General features: G+C 65.1%; 14 protein-coding genes. 9 read left to right on the top strand and 5 right to left on the bottom strand.

The window, feature by feature from the left end; translation table 11 throughout:
• Positions 1-58: 58 nt before the first annotated feature.
• From ACVISU_RS40435 to ACVISU_RS40420, 4 genes are all read left to right on the top strand, one after another.
• Complete coding sequence (locus tag ACVISU_RS40435; RefSeq protein WP_456710663.1) at positions 59-697, top strand: polysaccharide biosynthesis/export family protein; 639 nt, start codon at positions 59-61, stop codon at positions 695-697.
• A 3-nt stretch (positions 698-700) separates the two neighbouring features.
• Positions 701-1,840, top strand: a complete 1,140-nt coding sequence (locus tag ACVISU_RS40430; protein ID WP_050400916.1) for a glycosyltransferase family 4 protein — start codon at positions 701-703, stop codon at positions 1,838-1,840.
• Positions 1,841-1,955: 115 nt separating this feature from the next.
• Positions 1,956-3,497 carry an undecaprenyl-phosphate glucose phosphotransferase gene (locus tag ACVISU_RS40425; RefSeq protein ID WP_456710662.1) on the top strand — a complete coding sequence of 514 codons (1,542 nt, stop codon included), beginning with the start codon at positions 1,956-1,958 and terminating at the stop codon, positions 3,495-3,497.
• A 74-nt stretch (positions 3,498-3,571) separates the two neighbouring features.
• Complete coding sequence (locus ACVISU_RS40420) at positions 3,572-4,840, top strand: O-antigen ligase family protein (RefSeq protein WP_456710661.1); 1,269 nt, start codon at positions 3,572-3,574, stop codon at positions 4,838-4,840.
• Here ACVISU_RS40420 and ACVISU_RS40415 read toward each other — a convergent pair.
• Positions 4,812-5,306: a MarR family winged helix-turn-helix transcriptional regulator gene (locus tag ACVISU_RS40415; RefSeq protein ID WP_172803595.1), complete on the bottom strand. Its 495-nt coding sequence runs from the start codon at positions 5,304-5,306 to the stop codon at positions 4,812-4,814. The two genes, ACVISU_RS40420 and ACVISU_RS40415, sit on opposite strands and share 29 nt — an antisense overlap.
• A 123-nt stretch (positions 5,307-5,429) precedes the next feature.
• Here ACVISU_RS40415 and ACVISU_RS40410 point away from each other — a divergent pair, with 123 nt between their 5' ends.
• Entirely contained in the window at positions 5,430-6,629 is a 1,200-nt protein-coding gene (locus ACVISU_RS40410; RefSeq protein WP_456710660.1) for an FAD-dependent monooxygenase, read from the top strand.
• Positions 6,630-6,758: 129 nt separating this feature from the next.
• Here ACVISU_RS40410 and ACVISU_RS40405 read toward each other — a convergent pair whose 3' ends face one another.
• The 3 genes from ACVISU_RS40405 to ACVISU_RS40395 form a co-directional block, all read right to left on the bottom strand.
• Positions 6,759-7,934 carry a saccharopine dehydrogenase family protein gene (locus tag ACVISU_RS40405; protein ID WP_050400919.1) on the bottom strand — a complete coding sequence of 392 codons (1,176 nt, stop codon included), beginning with the start codon at positions 7,932-7,934 and terminating at the stop codon, positions 6,759-6,761.
• A 93-nt stretch (positions 7,935-8,027) separates the two neighbouring features.
• A complete protein-coding gene (locus ACVISU_RS40400) occupies positions 8,028-8,813 on the bottom strand; it encodes a DUF169 domain-containing protein (protein ID WP_456710659.1) in 786 nt (261 codons plus the stop codon).
• Between the two features lie 92 nt (positions 8,814-8,905).
• Entirely contained in the window at positions 8,906-9,700 is a 795-nt protein-coding gene (locus tag ACVISU_RS40395; RefSeq protein ID WP_456710658.1) for a YdcF family protein, read from the bottom strand.
• A 66-nt stretch (positions 9,701-9,766) separates the two neighbouring features.
• On the opposite strand from ACVISU_RS40395, the gene ACVISU_RS40390 reads away from it, so the two are divergent.
• The 4 genes from ACVISU_RS40390 to ACVISU_RS40375 all read left to right on the top strand — a co-directional run bounded on the left by ACVISU_RS40390 (position 9,767) and on the right by ACVISU_RS40375 (position 13,567).
• Positions 9,767-10,708 (top strand): acetamidase/formamidase family protein, encoded by a 942-nt coding sequence (locus ACVISU_RS40390; protein WP_456710657.1) that lies wholly within the window; start codon positions 9,767-9,769, stop codon positions 10,706-10,708.
• Between the two features lie 86 nt (positions 10,709-10,794).
• Complete coding sequence (locus ACVISU_RS40385; RefSeq protein ID WP_456710656.1) at positions 10,795-12,621, top strand: AMP-binding protein; 1,827 nt, start codon at positions 10,795-10,797, stop codon at positions 12,619-12,621.
• 173 nt (positions 12,622-12,794) lie between these two features.
• Positions 12,795-12,995 carry a hypothetical protein gene (locus ACVISU_RS40380; RefSeq protein WP_016844973.1) on the top strand — a complete coding sequence of 67 codons (201 nt, stop codon included), beginning with the start codon at positions 12,795-12,797 and terminating at the stop codon, positions 12,993-12,995.
• Between the two features lie 104 nt (positions 12,996-13,099).
• Positions 13,100-13,567, top strand: coding sequence for a GcrA family cell cycle regulator (locus tag ACVISU_RS40375; protein WP_456710997.1), 468 nt, complete (start codon positions 13,100-13,102; stop codon positions 13,565-13,567).
• A 74-nt stretch (positions 13,568-13,641) separates the two neighbouring features.
• On the opposite strand, the gene ACVISU_RS40370 is transcribed toward ACVISU_RS40375, so the two are convergent.
• On the bottom strand, positions 13,642-14,604 hold the full coding sequence (locus tag ACVISU_RS40370; protein ID WP_050400923.1) for an SDR family oxidoreductase: 963 nt from the start codon (positions 14,602-14,604) through the stop codon (positions 13,642-13,644).
• Positions 14,605-14,900: the final 296 nt, after the last annotated feature.

The raw sequence follows: 14,900 nt of genomic DNA, 5'->3' as shown, positions 1-14,900 counted from the left end.
GTTTGTTAACCATGAGTGCCGTTAATCGACGCCGGTATTGTCCCGTGGGATTCCTCGCATGCGCGATCTGCGCGCTCCCCTCGTTTGTCTGATTGCTGCGCTCGCGCTGGCGGGCTGCATGGGCCGGACGTCGCCGGTTGCCGGAGACCCGGCCCTCGATTCGATGGCGTATGGACAGCCGGCCCTGGCTGCGCCCACACCGATGGCCGTGGCCTATGCCGACCCCATGCCGACGCGCGGGGCCTACAATCTCGGCCCCGGCGACAAGCTTCGCGTCGTCGTCTATGGCCAGGAAGGGTTGACCAATTCCTATGCGATCGATGCAGCCGGCGCGATCACGATGCCGCTGATCGGCCCGGTGCCGGCACGCGGCCGGACGCCTGCCGGGCTTGCCGCCGAGATCACCGCACGGCTGCGCAACGGCTTCATCCGCGAACCTTCGGTGGCGGTCGAGATCGAATCCTACCGGCCATTCTTCATCCTGGGCGAAGTTCAGGCCCCCGGCCAGTATCCCTACGTGCCCAACATGACGGTCGAGAGCGCGGTGGCGATCGCCGGCGGCTTCTCGCCGCGCGCCCGGCGCGACGAGGTCACCCTCACCCAAACCGATGCATCGGGCGCCGGCCGCTTCGTCGTTCCCCTGGGCACGCCGATCGGACCCGGCGACACCGTCTTCGTCGGCGAACGCTGGTTCTGATCGATGGCACAGGATCAAGATCAGGAACGGCCGCTCCGCATCCTGCATGTCGTCCGTGCCCCGGTCGGCGGCATCATCCGTCACATCCTCGATGTCGCCAACGGCCAGATCGAACGCGGCCACCATGTCGGCATCGTCGCCGACAGCCTGACCGGAGGCACGCGTGCTGACGCGGTCCTCGCCGAGATCGAACCGCGCCTCAAGCTCGGTGTCCATCGCGTCGCGATCCGGCGCGAGCCGCGCTTCGCCGACTTCATCGTCTGGGCGCATATCGCCGGCCTGATCCGGAAGCTGAAACCCGATGTCGTGCATGGTCACGGCGCCAAGGCCGGCGCCTATGTCCGGCTGCGGCGGCGATCGGACAAGGTGATCCGGGTCTACACGCCGCACGGTGGCTCGCTGCACTATCCGCTCGACACCTGGAAGGGCCGCTTCTACAGCCAGCTCGAGCGTACGCTGATGAACAGCACCGACCTGTTCCTGTTCGAGAGCGCGTTTGCCCGCGATACCTATCAGCGCACCGTCGGCAAGCCGACAGGCCTCGTCCGCTGCGTCTTCAACGGCGTCACGTCGGAGGAATTCGAACCGGTCGCCAAGGCCGATGATGCCTCGGACGTTGCCTATGTCGGCGAGTTCCGCCGCATCAAGGGCGCCGACCTCCTGATCGAGGCGGTGGCGAAACTGCGCGCCGAGGGCAAACCGGTGACGCTGACGCTCGGCGGCGACGGCGAGGAATTCGAGCGCCTCAAGGAGCAGGTGAAACGGCTGTCGCTCGGCGATGCCGTTCGCTTCATCGGCCACGTCAAGGCGCGCTACGGCTTCTCGAAGGGCAGCATACTGGTGGTTCCCTCGCGTGGCGATTCGATGCCTTATGTGGTGATCGAGGCCGGCGCCGCCGGCGTTCCGATGATCGCGGCCAATGTCGGCGGCATCCCGGAAATCTTCGATACCCACACCGACGCGTTATTTGCGCCCAGCAACGCCGGCGCGATGGCCGACGCAATCAAGGCCGCACTCGAAAATCCCACGGCGACCGCTGCCCGCGCGCGGAAACTCCGCGAACGGATTTCCGAGCATTTCTCGCAGAGCGCAATGGTCGAGGGCGTGCTCGCCGGCTACCGCGACGCATTTGCCAAACGTTAACCATTTCTTACACACGTAACCGTTTCTTCCGATTTGTCCCCTTAACTCACGTCCAGGGGAATTTCGGTGCTGCGTGCGGATGCTCATCTGCAGGCGCAGGAATGGACGTGGACTCGTGGAACCGTTTAACGCACGCTCGATGCTGGATGCCGCTGCGTCCGCGACGGCCGCTCAGCCGCAGATCGAACGCCGTCGCCGCCTGTCGCCGGCCGCGCTCGCCGTTACCAATCAGAAAGTTCGCAGCGCTTACTCGCCGGTGGTGATCGCCGGCGTGGTTCGCCTCGCCGACTTCGTGCTGCTCAGCCTGGTCGGCGTCGGGCTCTATTTTGCCTATGTCAGGCCGCTCGCCGGCGACGTCCATTGGGGGTACATCGCGTCGATCCTCGGCATGTCGGCTGCGGCGGTGGTCTGCTTCCAGGCCGCAGACATCTACCAGGTGCAGATATTCCGCGGTCAGCTCCGCCAGATGACGCTGATGATCTCGTCATGGGCGTTCGTGTTCCTGCTGTTCATCGGGGTCTCCTTCCTGGTCAAGCTCGGCGGCGAGGTCTCGCGGGTCTGGCTGTCGTCGTTCTTCTGCGTCGGCCTCGCGGTGCTGATCGTCGAACGGCTGGTGCTGCGCTCGATGGTACGCGCCTGGGCGCATGACGGCCGGCTCGACCGCCGCACCATCATCGTCGGCGCCGACCAGAACGGCGAGAAGCTGATCGAGGCGCTCAATGCCGACGACGATTCCGACATCCACGTGCTCGGCGTGTTCGACGACCGCAGCGACTCCCGCGCCATGGAAACCTGCGCCGGCTCGCCGAAGCTCGGCAAGGTCGACGACATCGTCGAATTCGCCCGCCGCACCCGCGTCGACCTCGTCCTGTTCGCGCTGCCGATCTCGGCGGAGACCCGCATCCTGGAGATGCTGAAGAAGCTCTGGGTGCTGCCGGTCGACATCCGCCTGTCGGCCCACACCAACAAGCTGCGCTTCCGCCCCCGCTCCTATTCCTATGTCGGCAAGGTGCCGACGCTCGACGTGTTCGAGGCGCCGATCACCGACTGGGATCTGGTGCTGAAATGGCTGTTCGACCGCGTGGTCGGCGGCCTGGCCCTGCTTGCGGCACTGCCGGTGCTGGGGCTGGTGGCGCTTGCGGTGAAGCTCGACAGCCCCGGCCCGGTGCTGTTCCGCCAGAAACGCTTCGGCTTCAACAACGAGCGGATCGACGTCTACAAGTTTCGCTCGCTCTACCATCACCAGGCCGATCCAACCGCCTCCAAGGTCGTGACCAAGAACGATCCGCGCGTCACCCGCGTCGGTCGCTTCATCCGCAAGAGCTCGCTCGACGAATTGCCGCAGCTGTTCAACGTCGTGCTGAAGGGCAATCTCTCGCTGGTCGGACCGCGTCCGCACGCGGTGCAGAGCAAGCTGGAAAACCGCCTGTTCGACGAGGCCGTCGACGGCTACTTCGCCCGCCACCGCGTCAAGCCCGGGATCACCGGCTGGGCGCAGATCAACGGCTGGCGCGGTGAGGTCGACACCGACGAGAAGATCCAGAAGCGCGTCGAATTCGACCTCTACTACATCGAGAACTGGTCGGTGCTGTTCGACCTCTACATCCTGCTGAAGACCCCGTTCTCGCTGCTGACCAAGAGCGAGAACGCATACTGAGTGCTTGCCGTCGCTGACGCTCCCCGCAAGGACGAGCGTCAGATTATGTACCTGTTGCGTTGCGTGAGTATCCGATGGCCTATGCGGCGACAGCCGGGACGTCCCATTCGCCGACATCGGCATCGTCCGGCGTGCTGGCGCTGCAGCGTGCTCTGGTGTGGCTCGCCGGCGCGTCGGTTGCCATCGTGTTCATCGAACCGAGCCCGTATGAACTCGTCACGCTGACCGCGTGCGTACTGTTCTTTGCGACGGGCCTGCGCATGCAGCTCGTGTTCATGCCGTTGTTGTTCGCGCTGATCGTGCTCAATGTCGGCTACAGCATCGGCGCGGTGCCGTTCCTCGACAAGCCGGAGGTGGTGAACTGGGTGCTCACCTCCTGGTACATGGCCGTCACCGTCATCTTCTTCGCGATGGTGATGTCGGAGGATACCGAAGCGCGGCTCGACATGCTGCGCCGTGGTCTGATCGTCGGCGCGATGATCGCCTCGCTGGCGGGCATCGCCGGCTACTTCCATCTGGTGCCGGGCGGCTACGACCTGCTGACGCTGTATGATCGCGCCCGCGGCACCTTCAAGGACCCCAACGTGCTGGGCGCGTTCCTGATCCTGCCGGCGCTGTTCACGCTGCAGAGCGTGGTCTCCGATCCCTTCGGCAAGGCGTTCCGCAACGCCATCGCGTTCGGCATCATCTCGCTTGCGATCCTGCTGTCGTTCTCACGCGCCGCCTGGGGCGGCCTGATCGTCACCGCGGCCTTCATGCTGGCGCTGATGGTGTTCACCAGCCGCTCGCAGGCGCAGCGCTCGCGCATCATCGTGATGACCGTGATCGCAGCGACCCTGGCCGTCGCGCTGGTCGCGGTGCTGCTCTCGATCGGTTCGGTCGCCGACATGTTCAAGCAGCGCGCGAGCCTCGATCAGAGCTACGACGAAGGCCGCTTCGGCCGGTTCGGCCGCCACATCCTCGGCGCCCAGATGGCGCTCGAACTGCCGTTTGGCATCGGGCCGCTGCAATTCCACACCTACTTCCCCGAGGACACCCACAACTCGTTCCTCAACGCCTTCATGTCGGGCGGCTGGATCTCGGGGATCTGCTATCCGGCGCTGGTGTTCGTCAGCGCGATCATCGGTTTCCGCTACATCTACAAGCGGGTGCCATGGCAACGCGACTATCTGGCGATTTTCTCGGCGTTCCTCGGCATCGCCGGCGAGAGCTTCATCATCGATACCGACCATTGGCGGCATTTCTGGATGATGCTGGGCACGATGTGGGGCATGTACGCGGCGGCCGAGCGCTATCGCGCGACGACGCCTGATGTTAGCGGCGAGACTTCGGCGGCATCTTGAGCTCGGCGCGCTGCTCGGGAGGCATGTCGATCACCGCCTTCAATGCTTCGGTCGCCTCCAGCACGCCCTTGTAGCCGTCATTGGCGAAGCGCAGCAGCAGCCGCAGTTCGTCGTCGCTGTAGCCGCTCCACAGCTTGAGCATCGCGTCCTGCATCGGCACGTAGAACTTGCCGATCTCGGCCGCCTTTTCCTCCACCACCGAGATGAAGACCTTGCGTCGGTCGCTCGCGTCGCGCTCGCGGCGCACGTAGCCCGCCTTCTCCAAACGATCGACCACGCCGGTGATCGCGCCGGTGGTCAGCCCGGTCACTTCGGCGAGACGCCCCGCGGTCACCCGCCCTTCAAGATGAAGGATGTCCATGCATTCCATGTCGGAATTGGAGATTCCGGCCATGTTTGCAACGGCTTGGCCGTACATCACGCCCTGCGCGGACGACCGGCGCATCGCCTCCTCGAGTTCCTGCATCAGCGCTTCGCGCGACGTCGTGCTTGACAAAGCTGCTCCTATATCTTATTTGCCTTATATCTCATTTACTAAGATAATTAGCAACTGATCTTTCGTACCTCACCCGGATGCATGGAGCAAGGCATGACCAACCGTCCCCGTAAAGCTCTGATCATCGGCGCCGGCATCGCAGGTCCTGCGACCGCGATGTTTCTGACCCGCGCCGGCATCGAAGCCGAGCTCTATGAAGCCTGGCCCTACTCCACCGGGATCGGCGGCGGCTTGCAGATTGCACCGAACGGCATGCATGTGCTGGCGGAGCTCGGCCTCGCCGATGAACTGATCCGCAGCGGCTCGATCGCCGAATCCTTCGACTTCTATTCGCAGGGCGGCAAGAAGCTCGGCTCGCTCAACCAGAACATGCAGCAGCGCTTCGGCCAGCCGGCGGTGAACATGTGCCGCGCGACGCTGAACGAGACGCTGATCGACAAGGCCTGGGCCTCCAACGTCTCGGTGTTCTTCGAGAAGAAGCTGGTGAAGATCGAGGATCGCGGCGACCAGCCGGTCATCGCCTATTTCAACGACGGCACCACCGCCGAGGGCGACTTCGTGATCGGCGCCGACGGCGTGCATTCGGCGGTGCGGCGGCACGTGATCCCGGGCGGTCCGACGCCGTTCGACACCGGGCTGATCGGCTTCGGCGGCTTCGTGCCGCGGGCCATGTTCGAGCGCCTGCCGATCGGTCAGAAGGTGGAGACGACGTTCGGGCAGAGCGGCTTCTTCGGCTATGGCCTGTGCAGTCCCGATCCGGACACGGGCGCGATGTGGTGGAGCACGCAACCCTCGCACGGCATGACCGCGGCGGCCTACCGGTTGCAGAGCCAGGACGCGATCAGGCAGCATCTGCGCGAATTCCATGCCGGCTGGCACGCGCCGATCCCCGAGATCATCGAGGCCGCGGAGAACATCGTGGTGACCGACACGCTCGACGTCGCGACGCTGCCGACCTGGTCGCGCAAGCGCACGCTCCTGATCGGCGATGCTGCGCACGCCACCAGCCCGCATGCCGGCCAGGGCGCCTCGCTCGCGCTCGAAGACGCCATGCGGCTCGGCATGCTGATGCGCGACGGCCAGGAGCTCGGCATGACGTTCCAGGCGTTCGAGCACGAGCGGCGCCCGCGCGCCGAGAAGATCGTGGCGATCGCCCGCCGCAACGGCAACAGCAAGCGCGAGTTCGGCCCGACCGGCGCCTGGCTGCGCGATCACCTGCTGAAGCTGCTGCTGCCGGTGTCGTCCAAGGGCATGGACTTCATGTACGCGTATGATCCGCGCGCGGCGGCGTAGCAACGAGCTGTCATGCCCCGCGAAAGCGGGGCATCAGTATTCCAGAGACGCCAGTGCTTGAGCCGAGAAGCCGCAGCGTACTGGATCGCCCGGTCGAGCCGGGCGATGACGCCGACGACGTAGCGCGGCTTACTTCTCGACCTCGAACGTCAGCCCGGCGTGATCGACCAGGCGCTTGATCAGCTTGTGCTGCATCGCCGCTCCCGGCGTCCAGAAGCCAGCGGTGACCTCTGGCGTGTCGCGCAGCAGGCAGATCGCGCATTCCGCGATCATCTTCGAGGTCGAGCCGTAGCCGGGATCGCGATCGCCCTTGATGCCGGCGCGGACCACGCGGCCGTCGGGCGCGACCGCGAGATAGAGCAGATCGTAGCGGCCGTTCTCACGCTCTTCCTTTGACGGCCCCTCGCCCGGCTTCGGCGCGCTCGGCCCGGTCTTCTCGGCATTCAGCGCCATCACCTTCTTGGCGTTGGCCTCGCCCTTCTCGCCGGGACCGGTCAGGACCATCTCGTCGTAGACGAAGTCCCGTCCGTAGGGGAAACCCATCAGCATGTTGGAGCGATGCACGTTGCGCGTGTTGATCAGCGCCATCATGAACGGCGCGGTCCATGAGTGCAGGTCCTCCTCATAGGCCGGCTTGCTGCCGCGCGGCTGCTTCGGGCCCTCGAAGCCCGGCGTCAGCGCGAACGGGTTGTTGAGGATCGCAACCAGGCTCAGATCCTTGGCGACCGCATCGAACGTTGCCTTCGCGCTCGCTGCGGTGCCGCCGGACAGCGTGCCGCGCATGTCGCGCACCCGGCCCTTGACGCGCGGCGCCGGCGCACCGAACACGCGCCTGGCTTCCTCCTGGACAAAGAAGGCGCCGAGTTCGAACGGCACGGAATCGAAGCCGCAGGAGAACACGATCCGCGCGCCGCTGGCCCTTGCCGCGGCCTCGTGCTTGTCGATCATCTGCCGCATCCAGACCGGCTCGCCGCAGAGGTCGAAATAGTCGGTACCGCTGTCCACGCAGGCCGCGATCAGCTCGTTGCCATAGAGCTGATACGGACCGACGGTCGAGATCACCGACCTGGTCTGCGCCAGCATCGCCTTCAGCGACGCGACATCGCTGGCATCGGCGACGATCAGGGGCGTGTCGGCGGGCGCGCCGATCGCGTCGCGAACCGAGACGAGCTTATCCTTGCTGCGCCCGGCCATCGCCCATTTCAGGCTGCCGTTGCGATAATGCGCCGCGAGATATTCAGCGACGAGCTGGCCGGTGAAGCCGGTTGCGCCATAGACGACGATGTCGAGTTTCGACGAGGACATGGATCGGGCTCCCTGCGCGGCAAAATGGGCGCCCCTTTTGTCATCGCGGGCGCGGCGACGCAATCAGCTATTTCTTGCCGCTATTTCTCGCACCTATTTCTTGGCATAGGACACGCCCATGCCGGCGCGGACGTCGGCCTGGATGCCATAGGGTGCGATCGGGTAACGCAGGCCATTCTTGGCGAGCTGCTTCATCCCGGCAATTGCCTTCACCAGATAGGCCGGCGGTAGCGCCATCAGCATCTCCTCGTCGGGCACGCCGCCATAACGGCGCTCGGCGAAGCACGGCAGCGACAGGCTTGGCTCGCCGGTCTTCAGCGCCCGGCCCCACGAGTCCGCGCACGCGGTTTCGCCAACCACGCCCCACTCGAACTTCTTGTAGCCGGTGTACTGCAGCCCGTTGATCAGGATGATCATCTGCCCTGGCGTCGCGTAGACGAGGCAGATATCGGGAGGATTGAGCCGGCCGCTGGTCAGCGGGCTCACCGCCATCGCCTGGTACTGGCCGTAAGGCACCACGTCGAGCGCCTCCTGGCGCTTGCGCGCGTCTTCGGCCGTGCCGTGCCAGACGCCGACATAGTTCTCGCCGGCGAGCCACTTCTCGTCCTGCGGCGCGAGCCCGATCACCGCGCGGCATTGCGCGCCGACCAGATCGTCGCCGGTGATGCCGACGGTCCAGCCGAGCCGTGAGGCCATGCTGATGATCTGATCCGTGGTGTGGACCGCCGACGGGCGGCGGATCTTCGGGATCGCCTCCATCTCCTCGACGCGCGCGAACATCTTGATGCCGATGACCGTGGTCTTCAGCCGCAGCAGATTGTTCAGGTCGGCCACGATTGCGGAGAGGTCGAACTGTTCCGGCGGTGTCTGCTGTTGCATGGCGAAAACTCCCGTGATCGGCGGCTTGGCGTCGCCCGTTGACTTGATGTTAGCCGGATTGGCTGAGCGATGCGACAAGCTCGTGCTTGACCTCAACGTGCGGCTGGTCCCGGCAGCAAATCGTCGGTCTTGCCCGCCAGATGATAGGCTACCAGCCCGATCCACTCCCGTGCGCCGAGATCGGTGCGCGACAGGCCCTCGATCGCGAGCGCCGCGAAACTCATCACATCGCCGACGCGCCAGTCGACCGGATAGGCCTCGACGTTGAATCCCGCCTTGCGGAAAAGCCCGACCGACCTCGGCATGTGGTAGGCCGACGTCACGAGCAGCCAGCGCTCACCCGGCTTGGGATCGACCAGCGTCTTGGAGAATTCGGCGTTCTCCGCCGTGTTGCGCGAGCGACGCTCGATGATCAATCGCGATTTGGCGATGCCTAGGCTCTCGAACATCTCGGCGGCGTAGTCGGCTTCGCGCGCGTCGTTCGAGATCAGGTTCGCGCTGCCGCCGGTAAACACGAGGCGCGCGTTCGGATATCTGCGCGCAAGCGCCGCCGCCGCGATGACGCGATCCGCCGCAGTGCGCACCACCGGCGTGCCATGCGCAACCGACAGATCGGCATCGATCGAGCCGCCCAGCACGATGATGCCGTCGGGCGCGCCGCGCGAAGCGTCCCATGGCGGGAAGCGCTGCTCCAGGGCGGAGACGAGGACATTGCCGAGCGGCGAGAAACCGCAGATCGCGAGCAGCAGCAGCGAGCCAACCATCAACTTGCGACCGAGCCGGGCAAACCGCGTCAGCAGCAGAGCGGCGCCGATCACGCCGACACCGATCAGGAAATTGATCGGCAGCAGGATGATGCCGAGCGTCTTGGAGAGCACAAAAAACAAGGGAAGCCTCTGCGAAGTTCTGCTACAGCGTCATACGCTGCCCGAAGCGCAATCAAAAGCCGTCACATGACCCATCATCACCTGAAGTCCAGTCCCGAAACCTGCCATTGGGGGTTCTTCGAAGCAAAGCTGAAACCGGTCCTGACCGTCGCGAGCGGCGACGAGGTCACGATCGAGACCGTCAGCGGCGGCCCCGACGTGGTGCCCGACCGCGACAAGTTCGTCGTGCCTCCGGAGCTCGACGACATTCATGCGAAGTGCGAACGGATGGTGCCCGGACACATCCTGACCGGCCCGATCGCCGTCAGCGGCGCCGAGCCCGGCGACGTGCTCGAGGTCGATATTCTCGACGTCCAGCTCCGGCAGGACTGGGGTTACAATCTGATCAAGCCGTTGTCCGGCACCCTGCCCGACGATTTCCACGAGTCCCGCATCCTCAACATCCCGCTCGATCGCGCGCGCATGGTCGGCCGCATGCCATGGGGGCTCGACCTGCCGCTGAAGCCGTTCTTCGGCGTGATGGGCGTGTCGCCGCCGCCGGCCTGGGGCCGAATCTCCTCGCTGATCCCACGCGCGATGGGCGGCAATCTCGACAACAAGGAGCTCGGGGCCGGCGCCAAGCTGTATCTGCCGGTGTTCGTGCCGGGCGGGCTGTTCTCCTGCGGCGACGGCCATGGCGTGCAGGGCGACGGCGAGGTCTGCGTCACCGCGATCGAGACCGCGCTCACCGGCCGCTTCCGCCTGACCCTGCGCAAGGACCTCAAGCTCGCCTATCCGCGCGCCGAGACCGCCGACCATTACATGACGATGGCGATGGATCCCGATCTCGACCAATGCGTGGTGCGGGCACTGCGCGACATGATCGTGCTGCTCGGCGAGAAGCGCAATCTGTCGCGCGAGGACGCCTATACGCTCTGCAGCCTGGCCGCCGACCTGCGCGTCACGCAGACCGTCAACGGCTCCAAGGGCATCCACTGCATGATCGCCAAATCGGTGGTTCACGGCTGACGCCGGTCGATAAGCCGCACTTGTGTTCCGCAAGTGCGGCTCGATACAATCCCTGTCCCAACGAACAAAAATGGACGGGGACGGATATGCTCAAGGACAGGCTTTCGCCGGCCGACGAGGCCGCGCGCGACAAGGAGATGCTGGAGACGCTCGCCGCCTGCCCGCGCATCCTCGATCTCATTGCCCGCGGCCCGCAGGGCGCGCCGGACGCCGAAGCCGCGATCTATCTGCGTTCGCCGCTCGATCCCAATCCGGTCGTGATCTCGAACGATCATCTGATGGGCTGCATCAAGGCGGCCGAGAACTATTTCCGCAGGCACGGCATCGGCAAGGACGACGCGGTCGCCGTCCTGCTGCCGGCGTGCCCGGCAACCGTGGTTGCGATCTTCGGCGCAGCTGCCTGCGGCGTCGCCGAGCCGCTCAATCTGCTGTTCACGCGCGAGGCGATTGTCGCGCAACTCAACGCCATCAAGGCAAAGCTGTTGCTGGTGCCGCCGCCCGGCATGCCAGGCGGGCTCTATGAGCGGGTCGAAGGCTTGCAGCGCGAGGTGCCATCGCTGCAAGGCATCGTGATTGTGCCGCTTGACGGCAGCATCGCGTTCGACGGCGAGGTGCTGCAGCCTGATCCTGCGTGGCGCGACGACTATGGCAAGTCGAAGGACAAGAGTGAGGCCGACCGTGTCGCAGTGATGCTGCCGACGGGCGGCACCACAGGCCATCCCAAGGTGGCGCGGCTGACCAACCGCGCGATGGTCGCCTCCACCGTGTCCTCGCGCATGGCACTCGACTTCCATCGCGGCGAGCGCGCAATGATCACGCTGCCGCTATTCCATGTCGGAGGCCTGTTCTGCACGACGGCCAATTGCCTTTCCGCCGGAACGACGATTTTCATCCCCGGCCCGGCCGGCGCCCGCGATCCGGCGCTGATCACGCACTTCTGGAAGATCGTCGAGAAATACCGCGTCAACATCTCCGGCAACGTGCCGACCACGCTCGGCGCGCTGGCTGACATCCCGGTCGCGGACAGCGACATCTCGACCCTGCGCGTCACCGCCACCGGCGCCTCGATCTGCCCGCCGGAGATCGAACGGCGGTATCTTGCGACCTGGGGCGGCCCTTGCATCCAGCAACTCTACGGCATGACCGAGCTCGCCGGCGCCATCACCCACGACGTGCATGGCGTCAAGCCGCGCGCCGAGAGCGTCGGCACCCGCAATCCGCTGGTCGAGCTCGCGATCCTCGACGGCGGCAAGCTTCACATCGGGCCGTGGCCCTCGCCGGTCGGCGAGCTGCTGACCAGGGGCCCGCAGGTGTTCGCCGGTTACGTCGACAAGAAGCAGACCGAAGAGGCGTTCCGCGACGGTTGGCTGCGCACTGGCGACATCTGCCGGATCGACGCCGATGGCTTCGTCTACATCCTGGGCCGCGCCAAGGACGTCATCATCCGCGGCGGCCACAACATCGATCCGCGCGCGATCGAGGATGCCGCCTTGGCGTTTCCGGGCGTAGCGCTGGCCGCGGCCGTCGGGCGTCCCGACAGCTATGCCGGCGAAGTGCCGATGCTGTTCGTCTCGGCGCAGCCCGGCGCCCAGATCGATCCGAACGCGCTCGCCGCCTTCGTGCAGGAGAACATCCTGGAGCCGCCGGCGCGGCCGCGCGTGGTCTCGGTGCTTCCGGAAATGCCGATCACGCCGGTCGGCAAGATATTCAAGCCGAAGTTGCGCGAGATCGCCGCCGGCGAGGCCGCGCGCGAGCTGTTGGCGCGAGAGGGCCTGTCCGGCGAGGTCAGTGTCGAGGCCATCACCGACCCGTCCAGCGGGCTGTACCTCAGCCTGAGCGCGCCCGCGGACAAGGCCGAAACAGCTGAGCGGCTTCTCAAGAAGTTCCCGGTCAAGGTCGAGTTGCGATCCTAACACACTCATTTGTCTAGTTAATTTGACAATTGCGCTGCGCCGGAACCAGCTTCCGGCGCGCGCGAAGTCGCGCGTCCAGCTTCGCAGTTCACGGCTTGACGGACTGCCTCATTCCTAAATAGACTCTAAATAGATACTTTTCAGTACAAGCGTTCAAGGTTAAGCGTTTTCTCATGGCTACAGAAAAGGCCGAAACCGACCGCGTCCCGGTCACGTTGGCGCTCTCGACCATTGGTTACCTCGAGAAGCTGGTGAGACAGGGCACCCACGGCACGAGCGTCCCGGGCGTCGCACGGACATTGATCGAGGAAGGCATTCGGCTCGCCATCAAGGACGGGTTGCTTGCAATCCGCGACAACGGCCGCACGCCTTGAGAGCATGATCCGGAAAAGTGGAAACCGGTTTTCCGAGAAGATCATGCTCAAGAACTAAGGGAGCGTGCCGGCGCGGCGGTTCAACAGAACGTGGAACCGTCAACATGATTACCATTGAGCCGACCTGGACGCCGGAGCGCGTCGACCAACTCAAGATCTACTTCGAAGCCGGCCTCTCCTGCCGCGACATCGCCGCCAACATCGGCGTCAGCCGCAACGCGGTGATTGGCAAGCTGTCGCGGTTGAACCTGACGCGCACGACGCCGGACGAACGCCGCGCCAGGCGGAAGAAATCCACCGCCCACGCCGCCCAGCGGGCGACCGCGAAACAGCAGCTCCGATTGCTTCAGGCGGTCTACGAACAAGTGCCCGACGATGCGCCGATCGTCAGCGCCAACAACTGCTCGCTGTTCGAGCTGAGCGAACAACGCTGCCGCTGGCCGATCAGCACACCGGGCGCCGATGATTTCTGTTTTTGTGGCAACACGCCGCTCGGCGGCTTGCCCTATTGCTCCGGACATTACCGCCTCGCCTATCAGGCAGGGTCGCGCTATCGCGCGATGCGCGGCTAGGATTATCAGGCGACGGACGCCGCCCGAATGCGGAATCAACTCCGGTTCGGATCATGTCAGAACCGGAGTACTGATCACCCGACCTTCCAGCCGGTCGCCGCCACGATGCCCTGGTAGAACTCCGGCGTGTAGGCCTGCTCCGGGGTCGCGCGCACGCGCTCGTCGAGCAGATGGGCATCGTCGCCGACCAGGATGCGCCAGCGATCGGCCTTCACGCCGTCGAGAATGATCTTGGCAGCGGCGGCTGCTGTGGTCGGTGCCTCGTCGTGGAAGATGCGGGCGCGGTCGAGCGCCAGTTGCTGGATGTCGGCATCCGACATCTTGGCGACGTCGATGCCCTGCCCTTGCAGACGCTGCCGGACCTGCTTGAGCTCGTCGGGATTGAGTTGGTCGGCGCCATTCTGCACCTTGCGCGAGTTCGACACGATCGAGGTGCCGATGTGGCCGGGCATCACGACCGAGCATTTGACGTGCGGTGCGTTGAGCCGGAGATCGTTGATCATCGCCTCGGTGAATCCCTTCACGGCGAACTTCGCCGCGCTGTAGGCGGTGTGTGACACGCCCATGCCGACCGACGCCCAGAAGCCGTTGACGCTCGAGGTGTTGACGATGTGCGCCTCGTCGGCCTTCACCAGCAGCGGCAGGAAGGTGCGGACGCCGAGATAGACGCCGCCCCAGCAGATGTTGAAGGTGCGCTCCCACTGCTCGCGCGTGTTGGTGAACAGGCTGCCGCCACCGCCGATCCCGGCGTTGTTGAACAGCAAATGGATCTTGTCGGTCGCCTGCTGCTCGACCAGCTCATCGCGAAAGCGCTTGTAGTGATCCTCGATCGAGACGTCGGCAACATGGGTGGTGATGCGCAGGCCCTGCGGCAGCTTCTCGACCTCGCACAGCCGCTTGGTCTCGGCCATCGCTTCCATCGAGACGTCGCACATCGCAACGTTGCATCCTTCGGCAACGAGCTGCCGCGCCAGCTCGCGCCCCATGCCCGTGCCGCCACCGGTGATAACGGCAATCTTTCCGGCAAAATCCTTCATGTGAGATCCGTTCCTTCCTTCTTGCCTGTTGTTCTTGGTTTCGGCTGGAGCGCGGATCGCAGTCCCGGCCGCTTGGCTGCGGCACTCTACATCACCGAATTGTCGCGCAGCAACGGCGCCCACCCATCACGCGCGAGGGTGCCGCCGCCAGCAGATCAAATTCATTCCGCGAAGCGAACAATCCGATTTCGACAAGCGCAGAAGCAGCGGTGCGCAGTACATCGTCGTCGCACGCGCGCTCTCGGATGTCGCGACCATGCCGCTCGATCGCAAACACCTGTCCGCGAATTCCGTGA

Source organism: Bradyrhizobium sp. USDA 4452 (assembly GCF_054063575.1).
The sequence above is the reverse complement of the archived record's forward strand: the minus strand, read 5'-3'. Positions and strand labels throughout refer to the sequence as shown.